14 protein-coding genes are annotated in these 20858 nt (G+C 48.5%); 7 read left to right on the top strand and 7 right to left on the bottom strand.

What is annotated here, in order from left to right; translation table 11 throughout:
- The first annotated feature begins 16 nt into the window (after window positions 1-16).
- Window positions 17-1066: a tRNA lysidine(34) synthetase TilS gene (gene tilS, locus JWH17_RS10170; RefSeq protein WP_205222504.1), complete on the top strand. Its 1050-nt coding sequence runs from the start codon at window positions 17-19 to the stop codon at window positions 1064-1066.
- Here the strand turns inward: tilS and JWH17_RS10165 are convergent, their stop codons facing one another.
- From JWH17_RS10165 to JWH17_RS10150, 4 genes are read right to left on the bottom strand one after another with little or no spacing between them, the layout of a single operon-like run.
- The gene (locus JWH17_RS10165; protein WP_205222503.1) at window positions 1067-2407 is read right to left on the bottom strand and encodes a sigma-54-dependent transcriptional regulator; all 1341 of its coding nucleotides are present in this window, start codon (window positions 2405-2407) and stop codon (window positions 1067-1069) included. It lies immediately after the preceding gene.
- Window positions 2408-2458: 51 nt separating this feature from the next.
- Window positions 2459-4018 carry a sensor histidine kinase gene (locus tag JWH17_RS10160; protein ID WP_205222502.1) on the bottom strand — a complete coding sequence of 520 codons (1560 nt, stop codon included), beginning with the start codon at window positions 4016-4018 and terminating at the stop codon, window positions 2459-2461.
- 11 nt (window positions 4019-4029) lie between these two features.
- Entirely contained in the window at window positions 4030-4410 is a 381-nt protein-coding gene (locus JWH17_RS10155) for a hypothetical protein (RefSeq protein WP_205222501.1), read from the bottom strand.
- Between the two features lie 19 nt (window positions 4411-4429).
- Window positions 4430-5269, bottom strand: coding sequence for a DUF4405 domain-containing protein (locus tag JWH17_RS10150; RefSeq protein WP_205222500.1), 840 nt, complete (start codon window positions 5267-5269; stop codon window positions 4430-4432).
- A 406-nt stretch (window positions 5270-5675) separates the two neighbouring features.
- Here JWH17_RS10150 and JWH17_RS10145 point away from each other — a divergent pair, with 406 nt between their 5' ends.
- From JWH17_RS10145 to JWH17_RS10135, 3 genes are all read left to right on the top strand, one after another.
- Entirely contained in the window at window positions 5676-6506 is an 831-nt protein-coding gene (locus tag JWH17_RS10145; protein ID WP_205222499.1) for a rhodanese-like domain-containing protein, read from the top strand.
- A gap of 133 nt (window positions 6507-6639) precedes the next feature.
- On the top strand, window positions 6640-9051 hold the full coding sequence (locus JWH17_RS10140; RefSeq protein WP_205222498.1) for an acetate--CoA ligase family protein: 2412 nt from the start codon (window positions 6640-6642) through the stop codon (window positions 9049-9051).
- Window positions 9052-9251: 200 nt separating this feature from the next.
- Window positions 9252-11654: an acetate--CoA ligase family protein gene (locus tag JWH17_RS10135; RefSeq protein ID WP_205222497.1), complete on the top strand. Its 2403-nt coding sequence runs from the start codon at window positions 9252-9254 to the stop codon at window positions 11652-11654.
- A 102-nt stretch (window positions 11655-11756) separates the two neighbouring features.
- On the opposite strand, the gene selB is transcribed toward JWH17_RS10135, so the two are convergent.
- The 3 genes from selB to JWH17_RS10120 all read right to left on the bottom strand — a co-directional run bounded on the left by selB (window position 11757) and on the right by JWH17_RS10120 (window position 15592).
- A complete protein-coding gene (gene selB / locus JWH17_RS10130; RefSeq protein WP_205222496.1) occupies window positions 11757-13682 on the bottom strand; it encodes a selenocysteine-specific translation elongation factor in 1926 nt (641 codons plus the stop codon).
- 275 nt (window positions 13683-13957) lie between these two features.
- A complete protein-coding gene (locus JWH17_RS10125) occupies window positions 13958-14584 on the bottom strand; it encodes an MBL fold metallo-hydrolase (RefSeq protein WP_205222495.1) in 627 nt (208 codons plus the stop codon).
- Window positions 14585-14650: 66 nt separating this feature from the next.
- On the bottom strand, window positions 14651-15592 hold the full coding sequence (locus JWH17_RS10120) for an Mrp/NBP35 family ATP-binding protein (RefSeq protein ID WP_205222494.1): 942 nt from the start codon (window positions 15590-15592) through the stop codon (window positions 14651-14653).
- A gap of 686 nt (window positions 15593-16278) precedes the next feature.
- On the opposite strand from JWH17_RS10120, the gene JWH17_RS10115 reads away from it, so the two are divergent.
- Genes JWH17_RS10115 through ftsY form a run of 3 tightly spaced genes read left to right on the top strand, consistent with a single transcriptional unit; the run spans window position 16279 to window position 20826 of the window.
- Window positions 16279-16722, top strand: coding sequence for an Hsp20/alpha crystallin family protein (locus tag JWH17_RS10115; RefSeq protein ID WP_205222493.1), 444 nt, complete (start codon window positions 16279-16281; stop codon window positions 16720-16722).
- Between the two features lies 1 nt (window position 16723).
- The gene (gene lon, locus JWH17_RS10110; protein ID WP_205222492.1) at window positions 16724-19099 is read left to right on the top strand and encodes an endopeptidase La; all 2376 of its coding nucleotides are present in this window, start codon (window positions 16724-16726) and stop codon (window positions 19097-19099) included.
- Window positions 19099-20826, top strand: a complete 1728-nt coding sequence (gene ftsY, locus JWH17_RS10105; protein ID WP_205222491.1) for a signal recognition particle-docking protein FtsY — start codon at window positions 19099-19101, stop codon at window positions 20824-20826. Before lon ends, ftsY begins: the two co-directional genes overlap by 1 nt.
- Window positions 20827-20858: the final 32 nt, after the last annotated feature.

Genomic DNA, 20858 nt, shown 5'->3' with positions numbered 1-20858 from the left:
CCTTTGCCTTCTTTCCATGCATCCTGTTGAACGTGCCGTCTATAAATGGATGAGCTCTGCACTGCTGGGCGAGCAAGGCAATACCATTATCATTGGCTGCTCGGCTGGACCGGATTCCATAGCTTTGGTCCATATTCTCCATGCGCTTGCCCTTAAATGTCATCTCAGGCTGATTGCTGTGTATGTGGATCATGGTCTGAGACCGGCAGAAATTCCTGGAGAGCGTCAGCTGGTGCAGCAGACAGCCGGCAAACTTGGACTGGACGCAGAGATCGTCGAAGTTGCTGCTGAAAGCGAGGCCAAGCATTACAAGAAGTCGCTGGAACATGCTGCCAGGGACTTGCGCTATGCCGCCCTGCATCGGATGAAAGAACATTATCAAGCTGACTATATTGCCGTTGGCCACAATGCTGATGACCAGGTGGAAGAGGTGTTACTTCGCCTGCTTCGCGGCAGTAGTCGCAAGGCGCTTTCGGCTATGCAGCAATTGGAGAATGGTATTCTTCGCCCCCTGCTTCAACTGAGCAAGCAGACTCTCTTGAATTATCTTGCGGAGCAGCGGATTCCATTTTGTCATGATTCCAGTAATGATGACCACTCGTTTTTGCGTAATCGCATTCGTCACGAACTGTTGCCGCTACTTGAGCAAAAGTATGATCCTGGTATTCGCAAGGCGCTTTTAAAGACTGCCGCTAATCTTGCTGAAGATGAAGATTTTCTGGAAGGGCAGGTCCAGCAACTGTGGGACCAGGTAGATGTGCCAATGGCTACTTCCAGCAGTCCCGAAGCCATGGTGTTGAGCGTCAATCGTCACATGGTGAGCCGGTACCATCCCGCTCTACAGCGTCGGCTGTTTGAACGTATTCTGTGGAGCATAGGCACTCCGGCACGTTATGAGCATATCCTGGCCATAACAAAGGCGGTCAGTCAAGGGCGTTCAGGCAGCGAACTGCATTTGAGTAAGGGACTGAGGGTCGCGGTCTTTCGCGATCATATTCAGTTTTCCTACCCTCGGGGGAGAGCAGCCTGGCGTGGGAGTCTGAAAAATGAACACAGCCGGAAATAATTACCCTTTGCCTGTGTTCTTGGCAATACCACTTTTTTCCATCTTGTAGCGTAAGACCCGTTCACTAATGCCCAGGCTTTGGGCGGCCTTTGTTTGCACCCAATCGTGGTCATCCAGAGCATCAAGTATCATCTGACGCTCTACTTGAGCCAGCCGCTGATTGAGCTTTCCACTGCGATCATGTCCTGCGTTATGTCTGACTACCTCCGGCAGGTCCCGCAGTGAGATTACCTGCCCACGGGCAAGGGTAATGGTTCTTTGAATGATATGTTCAAGCTCTCTTATGTTTCCAGGATAATCATACTTGGTCAGTTGGCTGAGTGCCTGGTCGTCGAATGTAATGGTACTGTTAAATGTATTAAGAAAAAACGGCACCAGCGCATGGATATCCTTTTTTCGCTCTCGCAGTGGAGGAATTTCAATTTCAATAACATTGAGACGAAAGTAGAGATCTTCGCGAAAATTTCCGCGGGCAACCATATCCTTCAGGTTGCGGTTGGTTGCGGCAACAATGCGTACATCAACCGCTAGCGGAGTTTCACTGCCGACCCGCATGATTGTTTTATCCTGCAAGGCCCTGAGCAATTTGGCCTGCATTGGAAGCGGGAGTTCGCCTACCTCATCTAAAAACAGGGTGCCGGTATGGGCCTGTTCAAATACCCCTTTTCTCCGTGCCTCTGCGCCGGTAAAAGCCCCTTTTTCATGGCCGAACAACTCTGATTCAAATAGGTTTTCCGGAATGGCTGCACAGTTGAGTTCTATAAATGGTCCGTTTTTATGCGAGCTGAGGAGGTGGAGCAGGCGTGCTATCAATTCTTTGCCTGTTCCCGTTTCGCCGTGGAGCAGGACTGTCCACGGGGTTGGGGCAGCGCGAAGAACCATGGAAAGGACATTTTTCATGGCCCTGCTTTCTGCAATCATGCGAACAGGAAGCTGAGCAGTATGGATTTCATCGGCAATAATAGCGACATCGTTGCTGATAAAAAGTTGTTCCTGGATTTCCTGTATTTTCTGTAGCAGCTGGGTAAGATCAACCGGCTTTTCCAGAAAATCGTCAGCGCCAAGCTGCATCACTTTGACTGCGGTATCAACGGTCGCAAAGGCTGTGATCATTATTGCCCGAACCAGTGGATTCTGTGCTTTCATGCGCGCCAGGAGCTCATCACCATTCATGTCCGGCATGCGATGGTCCAGCAATACCAGTTCCACCGGAGTGTGACGAAATATTTGCAGAGCGTCTGCACCGTTAGCTGCGCTCAAAACCTGGAAGCCCTGTTTTTGCAAAAATCCTTTTAACAAGGAACGCTGCAGCTCTTCGTCATCAACGATAAGGATATGCATAAGTTGTCGTAGTGGTGTTTGTGATTATAGGATGTCAATCGTTTCGATCGTTTACGGCAGGCCCAAAGGAAGTAAAATCTGTACTGTTAGTTGCTGTTGAGCAACATCGGGCAGCAGGGAAAGCTTTCCCCCATGGGCCTCGATAATTTTTTTTACCAGGGCAAGGCCCAGTCCATTGCCGTTGGCCTTGGTGGTGAAATATGGTGTGCCTAGTCGCCTCCACTGGTCTTGGGGCAAAGTAAATCCCTTGTTGGTAATGGCAATACCTACCATGGCCTTTTCCTGAAATAAACGTATCTTTATGGAGCCGCCTGCGGGTTGAGCTTGAATGCTGTTTTTCAACAAATTTTCCATGCACTCGTTGAGCAGGTTGCTGTCGGCTCCAATAGTGCCTGTATACGTATAATCTGTGGAAAGGCTGATGCGTTGCGATTGTAACTGCTGGTGGTAGAGTGTCAGGAGTTGGTCTATCAGCTGTGCAGGTTCAATATTTGTTTTATCTGGAACCAATGGTCTGGTAAAACGCTGTAGCTCAGCGATGATAGTGCCGGCTCTGTGCACCGCCTGGCCCATGGCCTGAAGCAGTTGCTGCTCTTCGTCATTCAGGTTGTCCGATTCCAGTTGCAGCCGTTGTAACCCCATGCCAATGGCATTAAGTGGATTACGTACCTCGTGGGCAATGGTTGCTGTTGCTCTGCCTAGTGCCGCCTCCTCCTGTTCTTTTGCAATCGTTTGTTCATAGGAGCGGGTCCGGCGAATGTCTGCTTGCTGATACTGATAGAGGAGCCACGAGAAAAGGGTGCCAAGTGCGAAGAGCAGGGTGGTGAACAGAAGAAACTGTTTGCGCAGTTGTTGCTGTCTTTTTTCAAAATTGGTTGCATCAAGCATAACCGAAAGGTGTCCCCACCGGGTATTCAATTGCGCTTCGGCAACCATCAGCTGGTTGACCTTACGCAGAGTGATGGCCGCTTGTTTACTTTCTGCAGCACCATCGCTGTTAAGTGTTACCTCGTGGATCCCGGGTAGGCTGGAGAAGACCTGCAACATCTTGGCGAGGCTTGTTTCTTCGCGAAGGGCGAAGATACTCTCGGCATCAAGAATAATACTTATGCATTCTGTGGCTGATTGGGTCGCTGAATAGTTGAGATAGCCAACCTGTTGCTTGTGTGCGTACTGGACTTCGTTAAACGGTGGTTGACATTTAACGGTAAGTGCATCGGTTTTCGGAGAAGAAGATACCTGGCCGGCATGAGCAGACACGGTAATGTGCAGCAGACCTGTTTCTTGGGCCAATTCCGTCAGTTCTTCTGTCGAAAGTGAGGCAACATTGTTTAAGTAGTCTATGAACCTGGCCTTATCGAGCAAAAAGGAACTAACAATCTCATCAATGGTGGCTTGCGTCAAGGCGTTGTTCGCCATATTTTTTTCGATAAGGGTGGCCACCATTCCGGCCCTGTTTCCTGCATTTTTTTGGAGCGTATTTCTGATGTTTTTTTGCTGCCATATAAACAAGGCGAGCACTATTGCAATCAGAATTGTAAAGCCAATGACATTAACAACCCACGAAGGATATTTTGGTTGTTTTTGTCTGTTTGCAATCGGCAAATGCATCGAGTTAACTTCTAAAAAGAAGGCTGACAGCCATCGTTGTTTTCCAAATGACGACACCGGCCAAGGCGAAGGCGAACCCCTGTTCCATCTTTGAAGTGGGCTTTGTTCCCTTGAAAGATTCTGGTTGCTACAAAGAGATCAGGTTGTTGTGTGGAAAAAGTACCTGAAATAAAGATCTGTTTTCCTTTACACAGATATTGTAGCGGCACCCTGTTACATTGACCATGGGAGGCATCCTCTTTTGGTAGTTTGACAACAACAGGGGAAGGGTGGGCGCTCGTGTTTTGCTGGGGAATCACCGTCACTTGACCCTGTTCTTCGTCCACGTCGATTACCACTCCCCTGAAGGTCTCTGCAAGGACCGGATCAGGGGAGTGAAAGAATGCTGCCATTAGAAGCACCAAGAAAAAACTATTGAGCAGTAGCGACTTCATGGATGATTTCAAACAGTGCATGTGGATCGGAATCGTTGTCGGTTGCGATTTGCTTGAGCGATTTGTCAGGATCTACAGCCATGCCTTTGGCAGTAAAGGCGCTCATCACTGCCGCAAGGTCAAGATCATATGTGTCACATAGATCTTTGAGTACTTTTCGGCCCAGTCCCGGGAAGGGTTCGTCTGGGAATGCGGGTGTTTCGCCTGCCTGTAATTGAGGCTGAGGCTCTTGCATATGTTCATAAATGACTTTGGGCGTGGTGTTGTTGGTCTTGGCAATCTCAAGCAGGGTTTGCTCATCACCCGTAAACGTCACGTTTGCTGCTGTCAGTTGCTTTTTCATTTCTTCAAGATCAAGGCCGGTGCGCTTGGCGAACATCTTGAGTGAGGAGAGTTCTGCGTGGCCATAAGGCGGTTCGCCGTATTTATCAGCGGCGGCATCCTTAAACGAACCGCCAAAGTCAAGGATTGTTCTGAACGGGGGAATATGAAACAGAGTACCAATGGTGAAAACCAGCGTGATGAGCAGAGCGACATTAAAGTTGGGGGTAAAAATTTTCAGTTCCCTTGCTTTATTTTTCATATATGCTGTCATCGGTTTCCAGTTGTAGTACAGATGCAGCAGCCCTGCGGCCAGAAAGAGGAACCCGAGATTAATGTGTATGTCACCCCATTGCGTTTTGCTGAGTCCCATCATTTTCCAGTCAGACCAGTACGCGACCCTTCCTTCCGGGACAATATACAAAATGATACTGGTGAGCGTTAACAGAATAAAGGACAACAGCATTGTCAGGGCTGTGATTCTACGTATACTCATGAGTGCTTCTCCTTGGTAGGTTGAAAGTATATAGTTGATTGTCTTAAGCATGATTCGCACCAATTTGTTTTTTTTGTTATTGTACAATATTTTAGGAGAGATAGAAAAGAAGAACGTAACTATTCAGCGAAGATCTAAAAACTGTCAATCTACCCCGAAATGTAACTGTTCAGCAGTGCTCCAAATGTTCACAAGCTGACCGATTAGCTATACATCGGTATGCAGAGCGGGCAGATCGTGGAGAGTTGGGGTGCTGCTGAATAGTTACAGAAGAACAACGCTTGCTCTCGCGTAATGGCTGCTATTTCGACAAAAGTGTCGAATGGCGCGCGTTGATTGTCGAATGCAGGCCACTGTTTATGACCACCAGTCGTGTACTTAATAATCCTGAAGAATTGGTGCAATTATGGAAGCGGAATATCAGAATATCTCTGTTGAGCAGGTGAAAAAAATGACCGGCTCACAGCATGAAAAAAAATATGTTTTAGTCGATGTCCGTCAGGAAAATGAGTATCAAAACGAACATATTCCAGGAGCAACTCTGATACCACTAGCAGAGCTGGCACAACGGGAAGCCGAATTGCCGGCGGACAGGCCGCTTATTTTTTATTGCCGCTCAGGGAAGCGTTCCCAGGCAGCGGCAACGCTGATTGCATCCAGCCGTAGTGGTAGTGATCAAAAAAACGAGCTGTATAATATGGTGGGCGGGATAATGGCCTGGAATGGTATGCTGCTCTCCGGTATTCCTGATTTGAAAACCTTTACCCAAGCCGAAAGCGTAGGCCGGGTTTTTCACCAGGCGTTGGAGTTGGAACGTGGGGCCGAGCGTTTCTACACTGCATTGCTTGGTCAGGTAAAAGAAGAAAAACTGAAGAAACCGCTGGCAACCTTGGCACGGGCGGAAGAAGGGCATGCGCGAATACTGCATCGTCATTGGGCTGCACTGGAAAAGGATGTAGCGCCTTTTGACGAAATCTATGGTCAGCTTACTGGTGATATTGTTGAGGGAAACAAAGATATAGAGGCGTTGTTGGACTTTTTCGAAGCGAATATGGAACGTCCCTGTTTGACGGCCATGGAAATGGCCTTGCAGATTGAATGCATGGCCTATGATATGTATCGTAACCTTGCCCACAATTTCAGGGACAAGCCATTGGCAGAGGTTTTTCTTGATATTGCCCAGTCGGAAAAAAGCCATATTCAAATAGCTGCCGAGTCTATTGCCCTTTGCCCATAACTCTTGAGCAGCATGCACCGGAGCACTGCTCAAAAGTCTAAGGTCAAGGATAGGTTGAGGGAATTTGTAATTGGTAGAATAGTTGTCTTTTTTTCAGTGAGATGCTCAATACAAATGAGAGGTGGAGACATACATGAGCTTGTCGATTGATTTCAGCGGGATCACACAAATAATGAAAACTGCCGTGAACGACGGCAGGGATTTTCTTTATGAATATGAAGTGTATTCTCTGCTTGCTTTGTCCGGAGCTGAAACACCCCCCCAATCCATGTTTATACCACGTGGCTCAAAACTCTCGGAGCAATCATTGACTGCCCTCCCTGGTGACAGGGTGGTGTTAAAAATCGTCTCTCCTACAATCATCCACAAGACAGAGGTGGGCGGGGTAAGAATTGTTGCCAACCATGCCGACCGAATTCGCTCAGGTATGCGGAGGATGCTGTACGAAGTGCCGGAGCAGTATAGTCTCTGGTTCGAACGGCACCGTGAAGCAGCCCCTGCAGCCTACCGAAATCTGCGGGGGGAAGCTTTAGAGGCTGCCATCCGAAAAGATCTCGCCGGTGTTTTGCAGGTACAGTTTATGCCTCCCGACTCAAATACGTTCGGCAATGAATTGATTGTCGGCCTACGCCATACCCGCGAGTTCGGGATGGTGATCAGCGCTGGGCTGGGTGGCACCGATACCGAGTTGTATGCCGAGCGTTTCAGAAAAGGGCAGGCCATTGTTGCCTCGTCCACATCGTTGACCGATGGACATGGTTTTTTTGAAATATTTCGGACTACCATTGCCTATAAAAAACTGGCAGGCCTGACCCGGGGCCAGCGGCGAGTGGTGGCCGACGAGCAGTTGATAGAATGTTTTGCTTCATTTATTGAAATTGCCAACCATTATTCTCCAGACAATCCTCAATCCCCTTTTATTATAGAAGAATTGGAGATAAACCCCTTTGCCTTTACCGATTACCTGATGGTACCGCTTGACGGCATGTGTCGCTTTGCACCTCAGCAATCAAGGGTAGAGGCAAGACCGGTGGAGAAAATTGATCGCCTGCTCCATCCCAGGTCAATCGCCATTGTCGGTGTTAGTGCGACCAGGAAAAATTTTGGTCGAATTATTTTGGAAAACATCATCGGGGAAGGGTATCCAAAGGAAAATCTGCGTGTTATTCGTCCCGGTGAACAGCAGATCGAAGGGGTGGACAGTCTCACTGATTTGGACAAGCTGCAGGAACCGGTTGATTTACTCATTGTCGCTGTTGGTGCAGAACAGTTACCTGAACTCATTGAGAGAGTCATTACCCTTGGCTGTGCCCACAGTGTCATGCTCATTGCCGGTGGCCTGGGGGAGACCGCTGCCAGCCGCCAACGAGCAGAAGGGGTAATAAAGCAGATTAACCAAGCACATACGGCACCTGATGGCGGTCCTGTTTTTCTAGGTGCCAACTGCATGGGGGTCATTTCCCGGCCTGGGGGCTATGACACCTGGTTTATTCCCAGGGAAAAACTGCCGCTGCATACAGCAACCAAAGTGCAGCGGGCAGCACTCATCAGCCAGAGCGGTGCCTTTATGCTGCATCGCAGCCACCAGTGCCCGGAACTGCATCCTGCCTATATGATTTCCATGGGAAATCAAACTGACCTTACCCTGGGAGACATGTTGCATTATTTTAAGGACTCTTCAGCGGTTGATGTTATTGCAGTGTATGCCGAGGGGTTTAATGACATGGACGGACTAGCCTTTTGCGAGGCTGTGCGGAGTGCGGTTTTTGCCGGTAAAGTGGTGATTTTTTATAAGGCGGGGCGTACTCCGGAGGGTAAGGCAGCGACCAGCGGCCACACTGCATCGCTTGCCGGTGATTACATGGTGTGTGAAAGTTGTGTTCGCCAGGCAGGAGCCATTGTGGCGAGGACTTTTTCTGAGTTTCAGGATCTTTTCTTTTTGGCGGAGCGACTGCATGGATGCAGCATTCATGGAAATCGCCTTGCCGCTGTCAGTGGTGCAGGATTTGAGGCCGTAGGCATGGCTGATTCCCTGACCTCCGATGATTTCCATATGCAGCTTGCCGATTTTAGTGACCAGTCCGTTAAAAAAATACAATCCCTGCTGGAAAGCAAACAATTAGAGTCCCTGGTGAGTGTTGTTAATCCTCTGGACATTAATCCAACTGCCGATGACGAAGTCCATGCCGGAGTAGCCGAGATTCTGCTTGAAGACCCCGATGTTGATGCATTGGTGATCAGTTTAGATCCGCTTTCCCCTGCAATGAGAACCCTTCAAGATCCAGAGAATACCAAATACGACATGAACGCCGGAGGCAGCATTAAAAATCGAATGGTAGAACTTTGCGAAACGGCAGATAAGCCTATAGTTACTGTTGTTGACGGGGGAACATTGTACCAGCCGCTGCGACAGGCACTTATTGACCTCAATATCCCTGTTTTTTCTGTGTGCGACAGAGCTGTAAAAGCCTTGTCCCTGTACATGCAGGGCCGCCTGGCGGCTGATTCCATTTGTGCTGCCAAGGGAATTGATGCCTGGAATTGAAAAAAAGAGAGTTGTTTGCAGCATTCGGTCTGCGCATGATCGACATGGAAAGCATAAGCACACGATAGTTTTTCAAGTGATTTATGCATATCATATGCGAAGCTTTGCTGATTCGTTAAAAAAATGAAAGGGTAGATCGAGGGAGCCGAGGTGGGTAGCCTCTATAGCTCTATTACTTCTTTATTAAATAAATTGCTTCTATGAATATTCATGACCGTCTTCTTCATATTCAGACCAGTGTGGATTGTAAACAGCTTGAACAGATTCTGTCACGAGCCGCACAAGCAGGAAGGAATTCGCTTTTTGAGCACGAAGCCTATGCCTTTTTATCCGCTCTAGGTTCGGAAACCGTCCCCCGCTGTACGTTGTTACCGGCAGGCGGGAAACCCGGAGATGAACAACTACAGCAGTTCCCGGGCCCTTCGGTGGTCATGAAAATAGTCTCTCCAACCATCGTCCATAAAACAGAGGTGGGCGGGGTCTGTATTGTCGCCAATGATCCTGACACTATTCGTTCAACCTGGCGTCGAATGCTGTATGAGGTACCGGAAAAATATAAAAGACTCATGGAGAGCAAAGAATTACCGGTTCCTGAATCCTATCAAGGGTTGCACGGAGATCCACTTTTCGAGGCTATTGCCGGCGATATCCAAGGGGTGCTGCTCATCGAGTTCATGCCGCCGGATTCCGAGGCCTTTGGTAATGAGTTAATCGTTGGCCTGCGTCAAACCAGGGAATTCGGGATGATGCTCAGTGCCGGCTTGGGGGGAACCGACACGGAACTGTACGCTACTTTTTTCCGGAAGAACAAGGCCATCGTGACAGCTGCCACCCAATCTATAAGCGGTGTGGATTTTTTTAAGCTCTTTAGGCAGACGGTCTCCTACCAAAAACTTATCGGGCTGACCCGGGGACAGAAACGTATTGTAACTGATGAGCAGCTTGTGGAGTGTTTTTCCGCCATGATAGAGGTGGGCAATCATTTTTCGTCAGCCAATAAGGAAGCGTTGTTTCACATTGGTGAATTTGAAGTCAATCCCTTTGCCTTTACAGATTTCCGTATGGTTCCCTTGGATGGCTTGCTCCATTTCAGTTTGCCCGAACAGGTAGTTCCGGAGCGGCCCGTGGCAAAAATAAATAATCTTCTCCACCCGAAATCAATCGGTATTGTTGGTGTTTCTTGCAAACGGGTGAATTTCGGGAGGGTGATCCTGCGTAACATCCTCCAGGCCGGTTTTGATCCGCAGCAACTGCTTATTATCCAACCTGATGAGCAGAGCATTGATACTATACGATGTATACCTGATCTTGCAGCACTGGAGACGCCTCTTGATTTACTGGTGGTCGCCGTTGGTTCCGAACATGTTCCGGGGCTCATCGATACGGTTATCGAAACCGACTGTGCCAAGAGCGTGTTGCTGATTCCAGGTGGGCTCGGCGAGACAGAAGAGAGCAGAGAGCGTGCTGAAAAACTCCGCCAGGCAATTCATGCCTCAAGAAAGAATCCGTCTGGGGGGCCCATTATTCTCGGAGCCAATTCCATGGGCGTCATCTCCCATCCAGGGAGCTACGACACCTGGTTCTTACCTGAAAATAAGTTGGCCAAGCAAAAACAGAGCGGCAGGCAGCGAATAGCTTTTATAAGTCAGAGCGGTGCGTTTATGGGAACCAGAATGAGCCGTTTTCCCGATTTAAATCCAGAGTATCTTGTTTCCATCGGCAACCAGACAGACCTGACTCTGGGTGATTTTATGGTGTATTTCAGCACCGCTGACAATATTGATGTGATCGGTGTATATGCTGAAGGTTTTAATGATCTGGATGGGGATGTTTTTTCAACAGCAGTCCGTGAAGCCGTTAAAGCTGGCAAGGATGTTGTCTTTTATAAGGCCGGCAGAACTCCGGAGGGGCAACTGGCAACCTCAGGCCACACAGCCTCCCTTGCCGGCGATTATGTAGTTTGTGAGGCCTGCCTTCGCCAGGCAGGTGCTGTTGTCGCACAGACCCTTGATCAATTTGCTGATCTGTTGAACCTGGCGGCACAGCTCAACGGTGTCAGGGTGCCCGGCAAACGCATTGCCGGTTTTTCCAGTGCAGGCTTTGAAGCGGTGGGACTGGCTGACTACATCCATACGGACGATTATTCGATGGAGCTGGCCGAATTTTCAGAAGAAACGGTTACCACGCTCAGCGAGTTGATGAAGGCTAACCGGCTGGACAAGCTGGTGACCGTGCACAATCCCCTGGACATTAATCCCGGTGCTGATGACAGTGTTTTTGCCGAAGTTGTTCGGATTTTGGCTGAAGATGATGCCGTGGACGGGGTTATAGCAGGTCTTATTCCCATCACCCCAGCCATGCATAGCCTGGCTGACGGCAGTGATGCTTACCGGGAGGGAATTTACCATCATATCAGTACCCTTAAACATGGTTTACAGAAACCGTTGGTGCTGGTTGTTGACGGAGGCAGCGTTTTTAACCCCTTTGTCGAAGACCTGGAGGCCTTAGGGTATCCTGTGTTTCGCAGTATCGATCGGGCGGTGATGGCACTGGCCCTGTATGTGGAAGCTAGGCTTGATCAGCAAAAAAAGAGCAACAAGTAGTTGTTTCTCTCTACTATAGCCCATTCGATCAGCTGCTCGGTTCATAGGAGGCCTGGAGCCTTGACGGCTCAATCATAACCAAATTAACAGATCCTCTTGTCTCTATGATTTACGGAGCACCCTTTTGTCGCCTACCCGGATGGTGAGCTTGATTTTGTCAAAGTATTCAAGCAGGGGGATGGAAAATTTTCTTGTTAAGCCGGTGAGCTGTTTAAAGCGGGGTGCATCTATCTCGCCTTCTTTTCGTATAAAATCAGCTATTTCTCGGCCAAGCTTGTCCACCTCGTCAGCACTGAAAAACAATGCCTCGTTTACTTTGATAAGTTTTTTTTGCTCAAGCAGCAGGGCAAAAACCTGCATGATCTGTTGAGGGGGGAACTCGTCAAATGTTGCCAGCACATCTTTGAGGATGGGCGGGGTCAGACCCGATTTTTGATAGAGTGACCCAATTTTTTGCTGCATTTCCTGTTCGTCGACCTGCAGGGTTACGGTGTGCCCGGCCAGTCTGATTTCAGCCCCGGTCTGTTCAATGTCTCCTTTGCGAGTCATGCTGGTCAGCGTATATTGGAGGAATTTGGCGTCAACAGGCGGTTGAAGCTGGGAACGAAGTTCTTCCTTGTCAAGTCCTGATTTGAGCGGGTTTTCCTGATGGTAGTGTTTGAGGAAATCAATTATCTGCTGCTTGAGCTGCGTAAAGACAGGGGCGGAGACCAAGCGCTGGGTTTCTGACTCAACTACCATGATCTGACCACTGCTTGTGGGCTGCTGGAGCAATTTTTTAAATTTTTTGCCGAAAATCCCCAGCCGAACAGCCAAGGCATCAGCGGTAATCCCTGCACGACCACTTTCATCAAGAAAAAGCAGCATTCTCTCCACATCATCAGTGCCACTCATAATCGCAAAGGCGCGCTGGTTATACTCTCTGTGCTTTTCTCCACTTCGCTTGCGTTTACGTGGGGCGGAATTGAGGATAGATCCACCGCCGATGGTGGTTATGGGAGAATAACTCCTTATCACAAAGGTATCGCCGGGCCAGACGGCAACCGGCTCTTGCAGGATGAGTTGCACATTCGCATCGGAACCTGGAGAGAGGCGATCTTCGTCGAGCAGCAAAACCCTGCCTATGATTTCCCTTGTTCCCACATGTACCCGAACCTGGGCACGGTTTTTTAATTCTCTTTTAAGGGAGGCTAGATAGTGGAGTTTTACGTCGAGCAGGGTCGAATCTGCAAGGGAGCCTGGTGTAGCTGCGACATCTCCACGATTTATTTGTTCCTTCTCTATCCCCTGGAGATTAATCGCGGTACGATGGCCGGCCTCTACCAGTTGGACTTCCTGCCCATGGACCTGGATGCCGCGTATTTTCGCATTGAGCCCGCCTGGATAAAACATGATCTCTTCCCCGAGACTCACTCTTCCGGAAAGAGAGGTGCCGGTGATGACCGTGCCAAAGCCTTTCATACTGAAAACGCGATCAACTGCCATCCTGAATGGTCCGAATTCTTCTTGGAAGTCCAGGGCACGAACGTTTTCATCCAGTAATGCGATGACATCGTTTATGCCCTCTCCGGTAAGAGAGGAAACCGGTATGATCGGTGCATCCTCGAGAAAGCTGTCGACGAAAAAATCGCGTACTTCTTCCTCAACCATTTCCAGCCAGTCCGGCTCAACCATATCTTTTTTGGTGAGAATGATGATACCGTTGCGCACTCCAAGAAGTCTGCAGATATCGAAATGTTCTTTGGTTTGGGGCATGATCCCTTCATCAGCAGCAATGATAAAGGCTACCATGTCCATGCCGGCTGCACCGGCTACCATGTTGCGGATAAATTTTTCGTGGCCGGGAACATCAACAATACCCAGTCGATGACCGCAGGGTAAATCAAGGTGGGCAAACCCCAGTTCTATGGTTATGCCGCGTTGTTTTTCTTCTTTGAGTCGATCTGTATCTGTTCCGGTGAGCGCCTTGATAAAGCTTGTTTTTCCATGGTCGACATGTCCGGCTGTTCCAAGTACGATTTCACGCATAATTGTTGAATAGAGGTGTGAGGTTGTTGGTTTGTTTTATCGAAACTGTTTCGCGCAGGTCTAAAAGATCGTCAACCTTCCTCGAATTGTAACTGTTCACAAACCGACCTGTTAGCTCTACATCGGTATGTTTGGCGGGAAGTTCGTGAGCATTTGCAATGCTGGCCAATAGTTACATTTGTATAATAAAAAAACGTCCCATACAAGGGACGTTTTCTACAACTGCAGGGTAATATAACAGAAGTGTGTCAGGTTGAACATACCCTCCGTTGCAACTAAAAGTACGGGTTGGAACGTGCTTCTTTTTCAATGGTTGACTTGGAACCGCCATACCCGTGTCCGGGCCAGACAATGGTTTCGGGCGGTAGGGTCAGCAGTCTGGTCTTGATGGATTTACTGAGCTCGGCCATGGAACAGCGCGGAAAGTCTGTACGCCCGACCCCGCCGACAAAAAGGGTGTCGCCGGTAAAGAGATGGGGTGCGCAATAGAGACAAACACCGCCGGGAGAGTGACCAGGAGTATGGATAACTTCAAACTCTTCCTCGCCGATGGCTATTTTATCGCCATCTGCGATAAGCACATCCACCGGAGGTGATTCCGGCAGTCCAAGCGAAGAAAAATACCGTTTCAGGTCTGGTTCGGCAAAGTATTCAACATCTGCAGCGTGCATAAGAATTTGGGCACCGGTGGCTTCCTTGATAGGCCCGTTACCACATACATGGTCAGGGTGACCGTGGGTATTTATGATGTATTTTACCTGCAGGTCGTTTTGCCGACAGTAAGAGAGGATAGTGTCCTCATCTCCACCAGGGTCAATTACGGCTGCTATTTTTGTATTTTCACAGGAAACGACATAAGCGCAAACACCCATCATGCCAACTGTAAGTTGTTGAACAAGCATAAATTAAGGCTCCCTAAAAAGTAAATCCCGCAGCCTGGAGCAAGCAGGCTGCGGGGAAAAAGAAGATTAACTGCAGCCACCACCGCCGCAGGCACAACCACTGCCGGCGTCAACCGTATTAAGTGTCACGGAACCGGTAGGAGGCAGTCTTTTTTCAACGGCTCCTACAATTTTTTCAAAGGCTTTGGTTGCCGGGGTATCCTCTTCGGAAGACAGGTAAGGCGTGCCTTTGTCGCCGGCAATAACAACTCGTGGGTCCATTGGGACTCGGCCAAGAAAAGCAAGGTCATAATCACGGGCTGTTTGCTCGCCGCCGCCGCTGCTGAAGATATCAATTGTTTGTTCGCAATGTGGGCAGATGAAACCGGACATGTTTTCAACTACGCCGACAATCGGCATTTCAACGGTCTTGCAGAAGTTAATGGATTTACGTACATCAGCGAGCGCAACTTCCTGCGGTGTTGTTACCACGACAGCCTGTACACCAGGCATGGTTTGCGCAACCGACAGGGGCTCGTCACCAGTACCTGGAGGAGCGTCAACCACAAGATAATCCAACTCTCCCCAATCCATGTCGGAAACAAACTGACGAATGGCCTGAATTTTTAACGGGCCGCGCCAGATAACAGCATCGTCGCGATCCTTCATCATGTACTCGAGGGAGACAACCTTAAGGTTGTCATTATAGGTAAGGGGTGGAACCAAATCGTTGGGATTCTCAGGTGCCTCGAGTGAGCCTTTGAGATCCAGCATTCGGCAGATGTCAGGGCCGTGGAGGTCGACGTCCATTAAGCCGACTTTATGCCCTTTGTTTGCCAGGCTGAGTGCCAGGTTGACGGCAACTGTGGATTTTCCTACCCCACCTTTTCCGCTCATGACCAGAATTTTGTTTTTAATTTTTCCAAGGGATTTGTTGATGGCGATATCCTGCTGCGCCAGGTGAGCATCTGCAGAGTTGCAGCTGCCTCCCTGTTCTGACCCACAAGATCCGTCGCATGAACTGCTCATAATTGCCTCCGTAAAAAAGAATAAAAAATGTGATCAAATGAGGCCGTCAGAAGGTCACTGCTCCACATGGCCCGGTACCTTTTTTGACCGGGTTGAATATAGAGAAGGGCGATTTTGTCTTTTGTGTAAAAAAACACCCTTGAAACATGTAAGGCCTAAAACGGGATCACGCCCAAGTCATTCCTGTTGCTATCTGTAATCAAACATTGGCTATCACTTTGAATAACCAATGTTATTGGTAAATGTTTTTTCTGTTTTGAAGAGAAAAAAGGCTTACAGCAAGCATCTTGATGATCACTTGAAAATTACCGGAAAGTAATCTAATTCCTGTTTAATGAAATGCAATGAAAAAAGGAGGAAAAACGAGAACGACTGCTTTTCTCGTTTAATCCGTTTGCTCAGCATGAGTATAAGTAGAGGCGTAAACGAGAAACAAGTTGCTTCTATCTCACCGTTGACAGCGACAAATAATCCATGGTTCCGTCGATTATGTTCTGTCTTTTTCTTGATTTATAATTGTTAGAATAGTTATAGTGCTTATTTATTTTGCATCGCGCAGCCTGAACTGATGAGAAATCAGGGTTAATCCCACAAGGGAATGGTTATAATCTTTTAGCTCTTGTGTGAGAGCAATTGATTCTCTCAAAAGAGGGTCTTTGCATCAAGTATACGAGAGGAGGAATACAATGGATCCGTTCAGTAAGAAGCTTTTTAAAGAACTGGAGCAGATGCAGCAGCAGACCGGCCGCATGTTAAGGAATATGACTATAGCGCGGATGGTGCCCATGGACACAGGTGGATGGGAACCTCCGGTTGATATTTATGAGGCTGAGGATGAGATATATGTCTATGTGGATATTGCAGGTGTTGACCGACAGAATCTACAGGTTACTGTTGATGAACAACGGCTGTTGATAAAAGGAAAAAGACAACTTCCGGCACAGGCATCCATTGCATGTATTCATCAGTTGGAAATAGAGTTGGGTAATTTTCAACGGACAGTTGTTCTTCCCTCTATGGTGGACGTCGAGAATACCAGTTCTTCTTATGCAGATGGTATTTTAGTGGTGAGGCTTCCCAAGCGGGTCAAAAAAGGAAAAGTCAATATAGAGATACAACCTGGTGAATAATATGACAGAAGAACAGCATACAGAGCAGAAAAAGGTTGATCCAACCTCTCTTGAAGTACCTGAGTCACTTCCTATACTGCCTTTGCAGGGATTTGTATTTTATCCAGGGATGGGTTTCCCTTTGCAAGTGGCCAGTGAATCTTCCAAGCAGCTTATTGACGATGTCTTGCTCGGCGACCGCATGCTGGGCATGGTAACCAGTCGAAAAGAGAAGGTCGAAGAGGGCGAGGTATTAGGTAAAGAAGAGTTGTATGATATCGGGGTGGTCGGCTACCTCCATAAATTGACCAAGTCCCAGCAAGGATATTATCAGGTGTTGGTCAGCGGTACCAAAAAAATTAAGATTGATGAGTATACGGAAACAGAACCGTATCTTCGTGCTAAAATATCTGAAGTACCCATGGATATCGTTGAGGATAAGAAGATAGAGGCACTTGTTTTCAATATTCGAAATCAGTTCCAGAAACTGGTTAACGCCACTGAACTTCCACAGGAAATGCTGGCAACGGTAAATACCCTGGAAAACCCATTTTATGTGGCGTATCTGGTCAGCTCCCAGTTGCACCTGAAAATAGAGATAGAGCAGGAAACTCTGGAATTGGTTGATCTTCACGACTTGCTCCATCGTGTGACCCGTGAGTTGAATGATCGGATAGAAACGGTGGAGATGAGCAATGAGCTGCAGAAAAGCATGAAAAAGGACATGGATGGACGGCAGCGTGAGTTTTTTCTCCGCCAGCAGCTGCAGGCCATTCGTAAGGAATTGGGCGAAGGGGAGGACGATAAAGTCGAGATTCAGGAGCTGCGTGACCGGGTTGCGGAAAAGGCACTCAGTGAAGAAGCGAAAAAGGTGGTTGACAAAGAGATTGCCAGGCTTGATCGTATTTCGCCTTCATCCCCGGAGTATACGGTATCGAGAAACTATCTTGATTGGATTCTTGATTTACCGTGGATGGAATCTACCACTGATACACTTGACCTTGAACAGGCCGAAAAAGACCTGGACAAAGATCATTACGGGCTGAAAAAGATTAAAAAACGCATTATAGAATTTCTGGCGGTACGTAAACTCAAAGAAGATATCCATGGCCCTATTCTTTGCTTGAGCGGCCCTCCGGGCGTGGGTAAAACATCTCTTGGGCAGTCCATCGCCCGCACCATGAATAGAAAGTTTGTCCGTATTGCTCTTGGTGGCGTGCGTGATGAAGCCGAGATTCGCGGACATCGCCGGACCTATATCGGTGCTTTGCCGGGTCGAATTATCCAGAGTTTAAAAAGGGCTGAGGCAAATAATCCGGTTTTTTTGCTGGATGAGGTTGATAAACTCGGTAACGATTTTCGAGGCGATCCATCGTCGGCCTTGTTGGAAGTTTTGGATCCCGAACAGAATTCAACATTTACCGACCATTATCTAGACATTGAGTTTGACCTGTCAAAGGTCATGTTTATTGCCACTGCAAATGTTTTGGATACCATCCCTGGGCCATTGCGTGACCGGATGGAAGTGGTAGAGCTTTCCGGCTACACCCAGCAGGAAAAAGTAGCCATTGCCACCCGACACTTGGTACCCAAACAGCTTGAGGCCCACGCCTTGACCAAGGATGATATTGAGATTCCCGAGGAGACGGTTGAAAATGTGATTTCCTCCTACACTAGGGAAGCCGGCGTTCGTAACCTGGAAAGGGAGATAGCAACCATTTGCAGGGGCATTGCTGCGGAAATAGCAAAAGGAAAAACAGAAAAAACGGTTGTCACTCCCGACAGTTTGTACACTTATCTTGGTCCGCTACGCTTTTTTCCTGAGATGAAGGCTCGTACCTGGGGACCGGGGCTTGCCACCGGGCTCGCATGGACGCCTGTTGGCGGACAGATTCTCTTTATCGAGACTTCGATCATGAAAGGAAGAGGCGGGTTGACTCTGACCGGAAAACTTGGCGATGTGATGAAGGAGTCCGCGACCGCCGCCTTGACCTATATACGATCTCATGCTGAAGAACTGGATATTGCTGAAGAACGTTTTGCTAAGATTGACCTGCATGTTCATGTGCCGGAGGGAGCGATTCCGAAAGATGGGCCCTCAGCAGGTGTTTCCATGGTTTCTTCTTTGGTTTCGGTTATTACCGGCAATCCAGTGCGTCAAGATGTGGCCATGACCGGTGAAATCACCCTCCGTGGAGATGTGTTGCCGGTGGGTGGTATTGGTGAAAAGGTGTTGGCAGCACTACGGGCAGGCATTAAAGAACTGATCCTGCCGGTCTTAAATGAAAAAGATGTACTGGAAATTCCGGAAGATATTCGAGAAGGGGTAATTTTTCATTATCCCCATACTATTAGTGAAGTTCTTGCAATAGCATTACAAAAAAAGGCGGATAGCTGATGCTTGGCTGGTTTAAGAAAAAGTTTGGCCGTAAAAAGAAGGCTGAATCGGAAGGAGTAGAAGTCGCTCAGGAAGTTGAAGTTGAAGAAAGCATCGCTCCTGAATCTTCACCTGTGGCGGAAACGCCACAGGTGGAGCGGGATGAGTTCCCTGCTGTTGAAAAAGAGATTCCGATAGAGGATGTTCAACCCGATGAAGTGCAGGCTGCGGTTTTGCCTGCGGAAGAGGAAGCACAAAAAACGCCTGCAGAACAAATACACGCAGACGATGAGGGCGTTGCAGAACCTGCGTCGGTGGAGGAATCACAGCCGGTTGATGCTCAACCGGACAAGGTGGAAGAAATATTGCCTGCCGGTGAGGTTGAAGTCGATGAGCAGGTAAGTGAAAAGCCTACTGAAGTACCGACTGCAGAGAAGTTGGAGCAGACAGAGGCCATTGAGCCGGAAGAAGCCCTTGTTGACGAGAGTGAACAAGAGGCGGTGGAGGTAGACAAAGAACCTCTTGACCTTGGCCGAACAGAAGCAGATACTGCCGGTGAAGTTGAAACCGCGGTTGAACAAGAAGTCGATGTGGTTAAGGCTGCAGACGACGTTGCTGACGTTGTCCACGCCATTGATGTGGAAGAGGCCCCGCAAGATGTCGACCAAAGTACTTCTGCACCAGCAGAAGGAACGGCTGCAGAGGAAAAGCTTCTTATTGATGAAGAAGAAGAGCTTGCAGAGGAGGACGTCCTTCAAGAGCAAGAAGAGCAAGAGGCCGAAGCCGTTGCTCCTGTGCAGAAAAAAACATCCTCTCCTTCGCTTTTTAAACGGTTGCACCAACGCTTGGGAAAGACCAGGGATTCATTTGTTTATCGAATGGACACTCTTTTTCTGGGGCGTAAAGAGATTGACCAGGAACTGTTCGATGATCTGGAGGAGATCCTGATCACCGCAGATCTGGGTGTTGAGACGACCATGGATTTACTTGAGCACGCCAGGAAAACCGCCAAGCGCGACCAGCTCAGTGATCCCAAATCATTGAAAAAGGTGCTACGTGATCGCATCTATAGCTATATAGAGTCTTCTGATCAACCTGCAGAATTGGTCATGCCGGATAAGGGGCCTTTTGTGATTATGGTTATCGGGGTGAACGGGGTTGGTAAAACAACCACCATCGGCAAGGTTGCAAATAAATTTGTTAACGCAGGTCAATCGGTACTGCTTGTGGCTGGTGATACCTTCCGGGCCGCAGCCATTGACCAGTTAAAAATTTGGGGTGAGCGAGTCGGGGTGGAGGTCGTGGCCCAACAGCCTGGTGCAGACCCTTCTTCTGTTGTTTTTGATGGGATGGAATACGGGATAGCCCATAAATTTGATGTTATCATCATCGATACTGCCGGTCGTCTCCACACCAGTGTAAACCTCATGGAAGAACTCAAGAAGATCAAGCGGGTTATCGGCAAAAAGTTGCCTAAAGCTCCCCACGAGGTCATGCTGGTGCTTGATGCAACCACTGGCCAGAATGGTATCTCCCAGGCTAAGCTGTTTGACGCAGCTGTGGATGTGACCGGATTGACCATGTCCAAACTCGATGGTACTGCCAAGGGTGGTATTGTCGCCAATATTTGTCGAGAGATGAAAATCCCGGTACGCTTCATCGGTATTGGTGAACAAATGGATGACTTGCGGGATTTTGACTCCCGGGAATTCGTCGATGCTTTGTTTGCCGACCGGGAAGAAGAGTAAGTTCACTGCCTCCATTTCTCAGGTTATTTTTC

Origin of the sequence: Desulfogranum marinum, assembly GCF_016918565.1 — a bacterium.
Taxonomy (GTDB): Bacteria; Desulfobacterota; Desulfobulbia; order Desulfobulbales; family Desulfobulbaceae; genus Desulfogranum; species Desulfogranum marinum.
The sequence above is the reverse complement of the archived record's forward strand: the minus strand, read 5'-3'. Positions and strand labels throughout refer to the sequence as shown.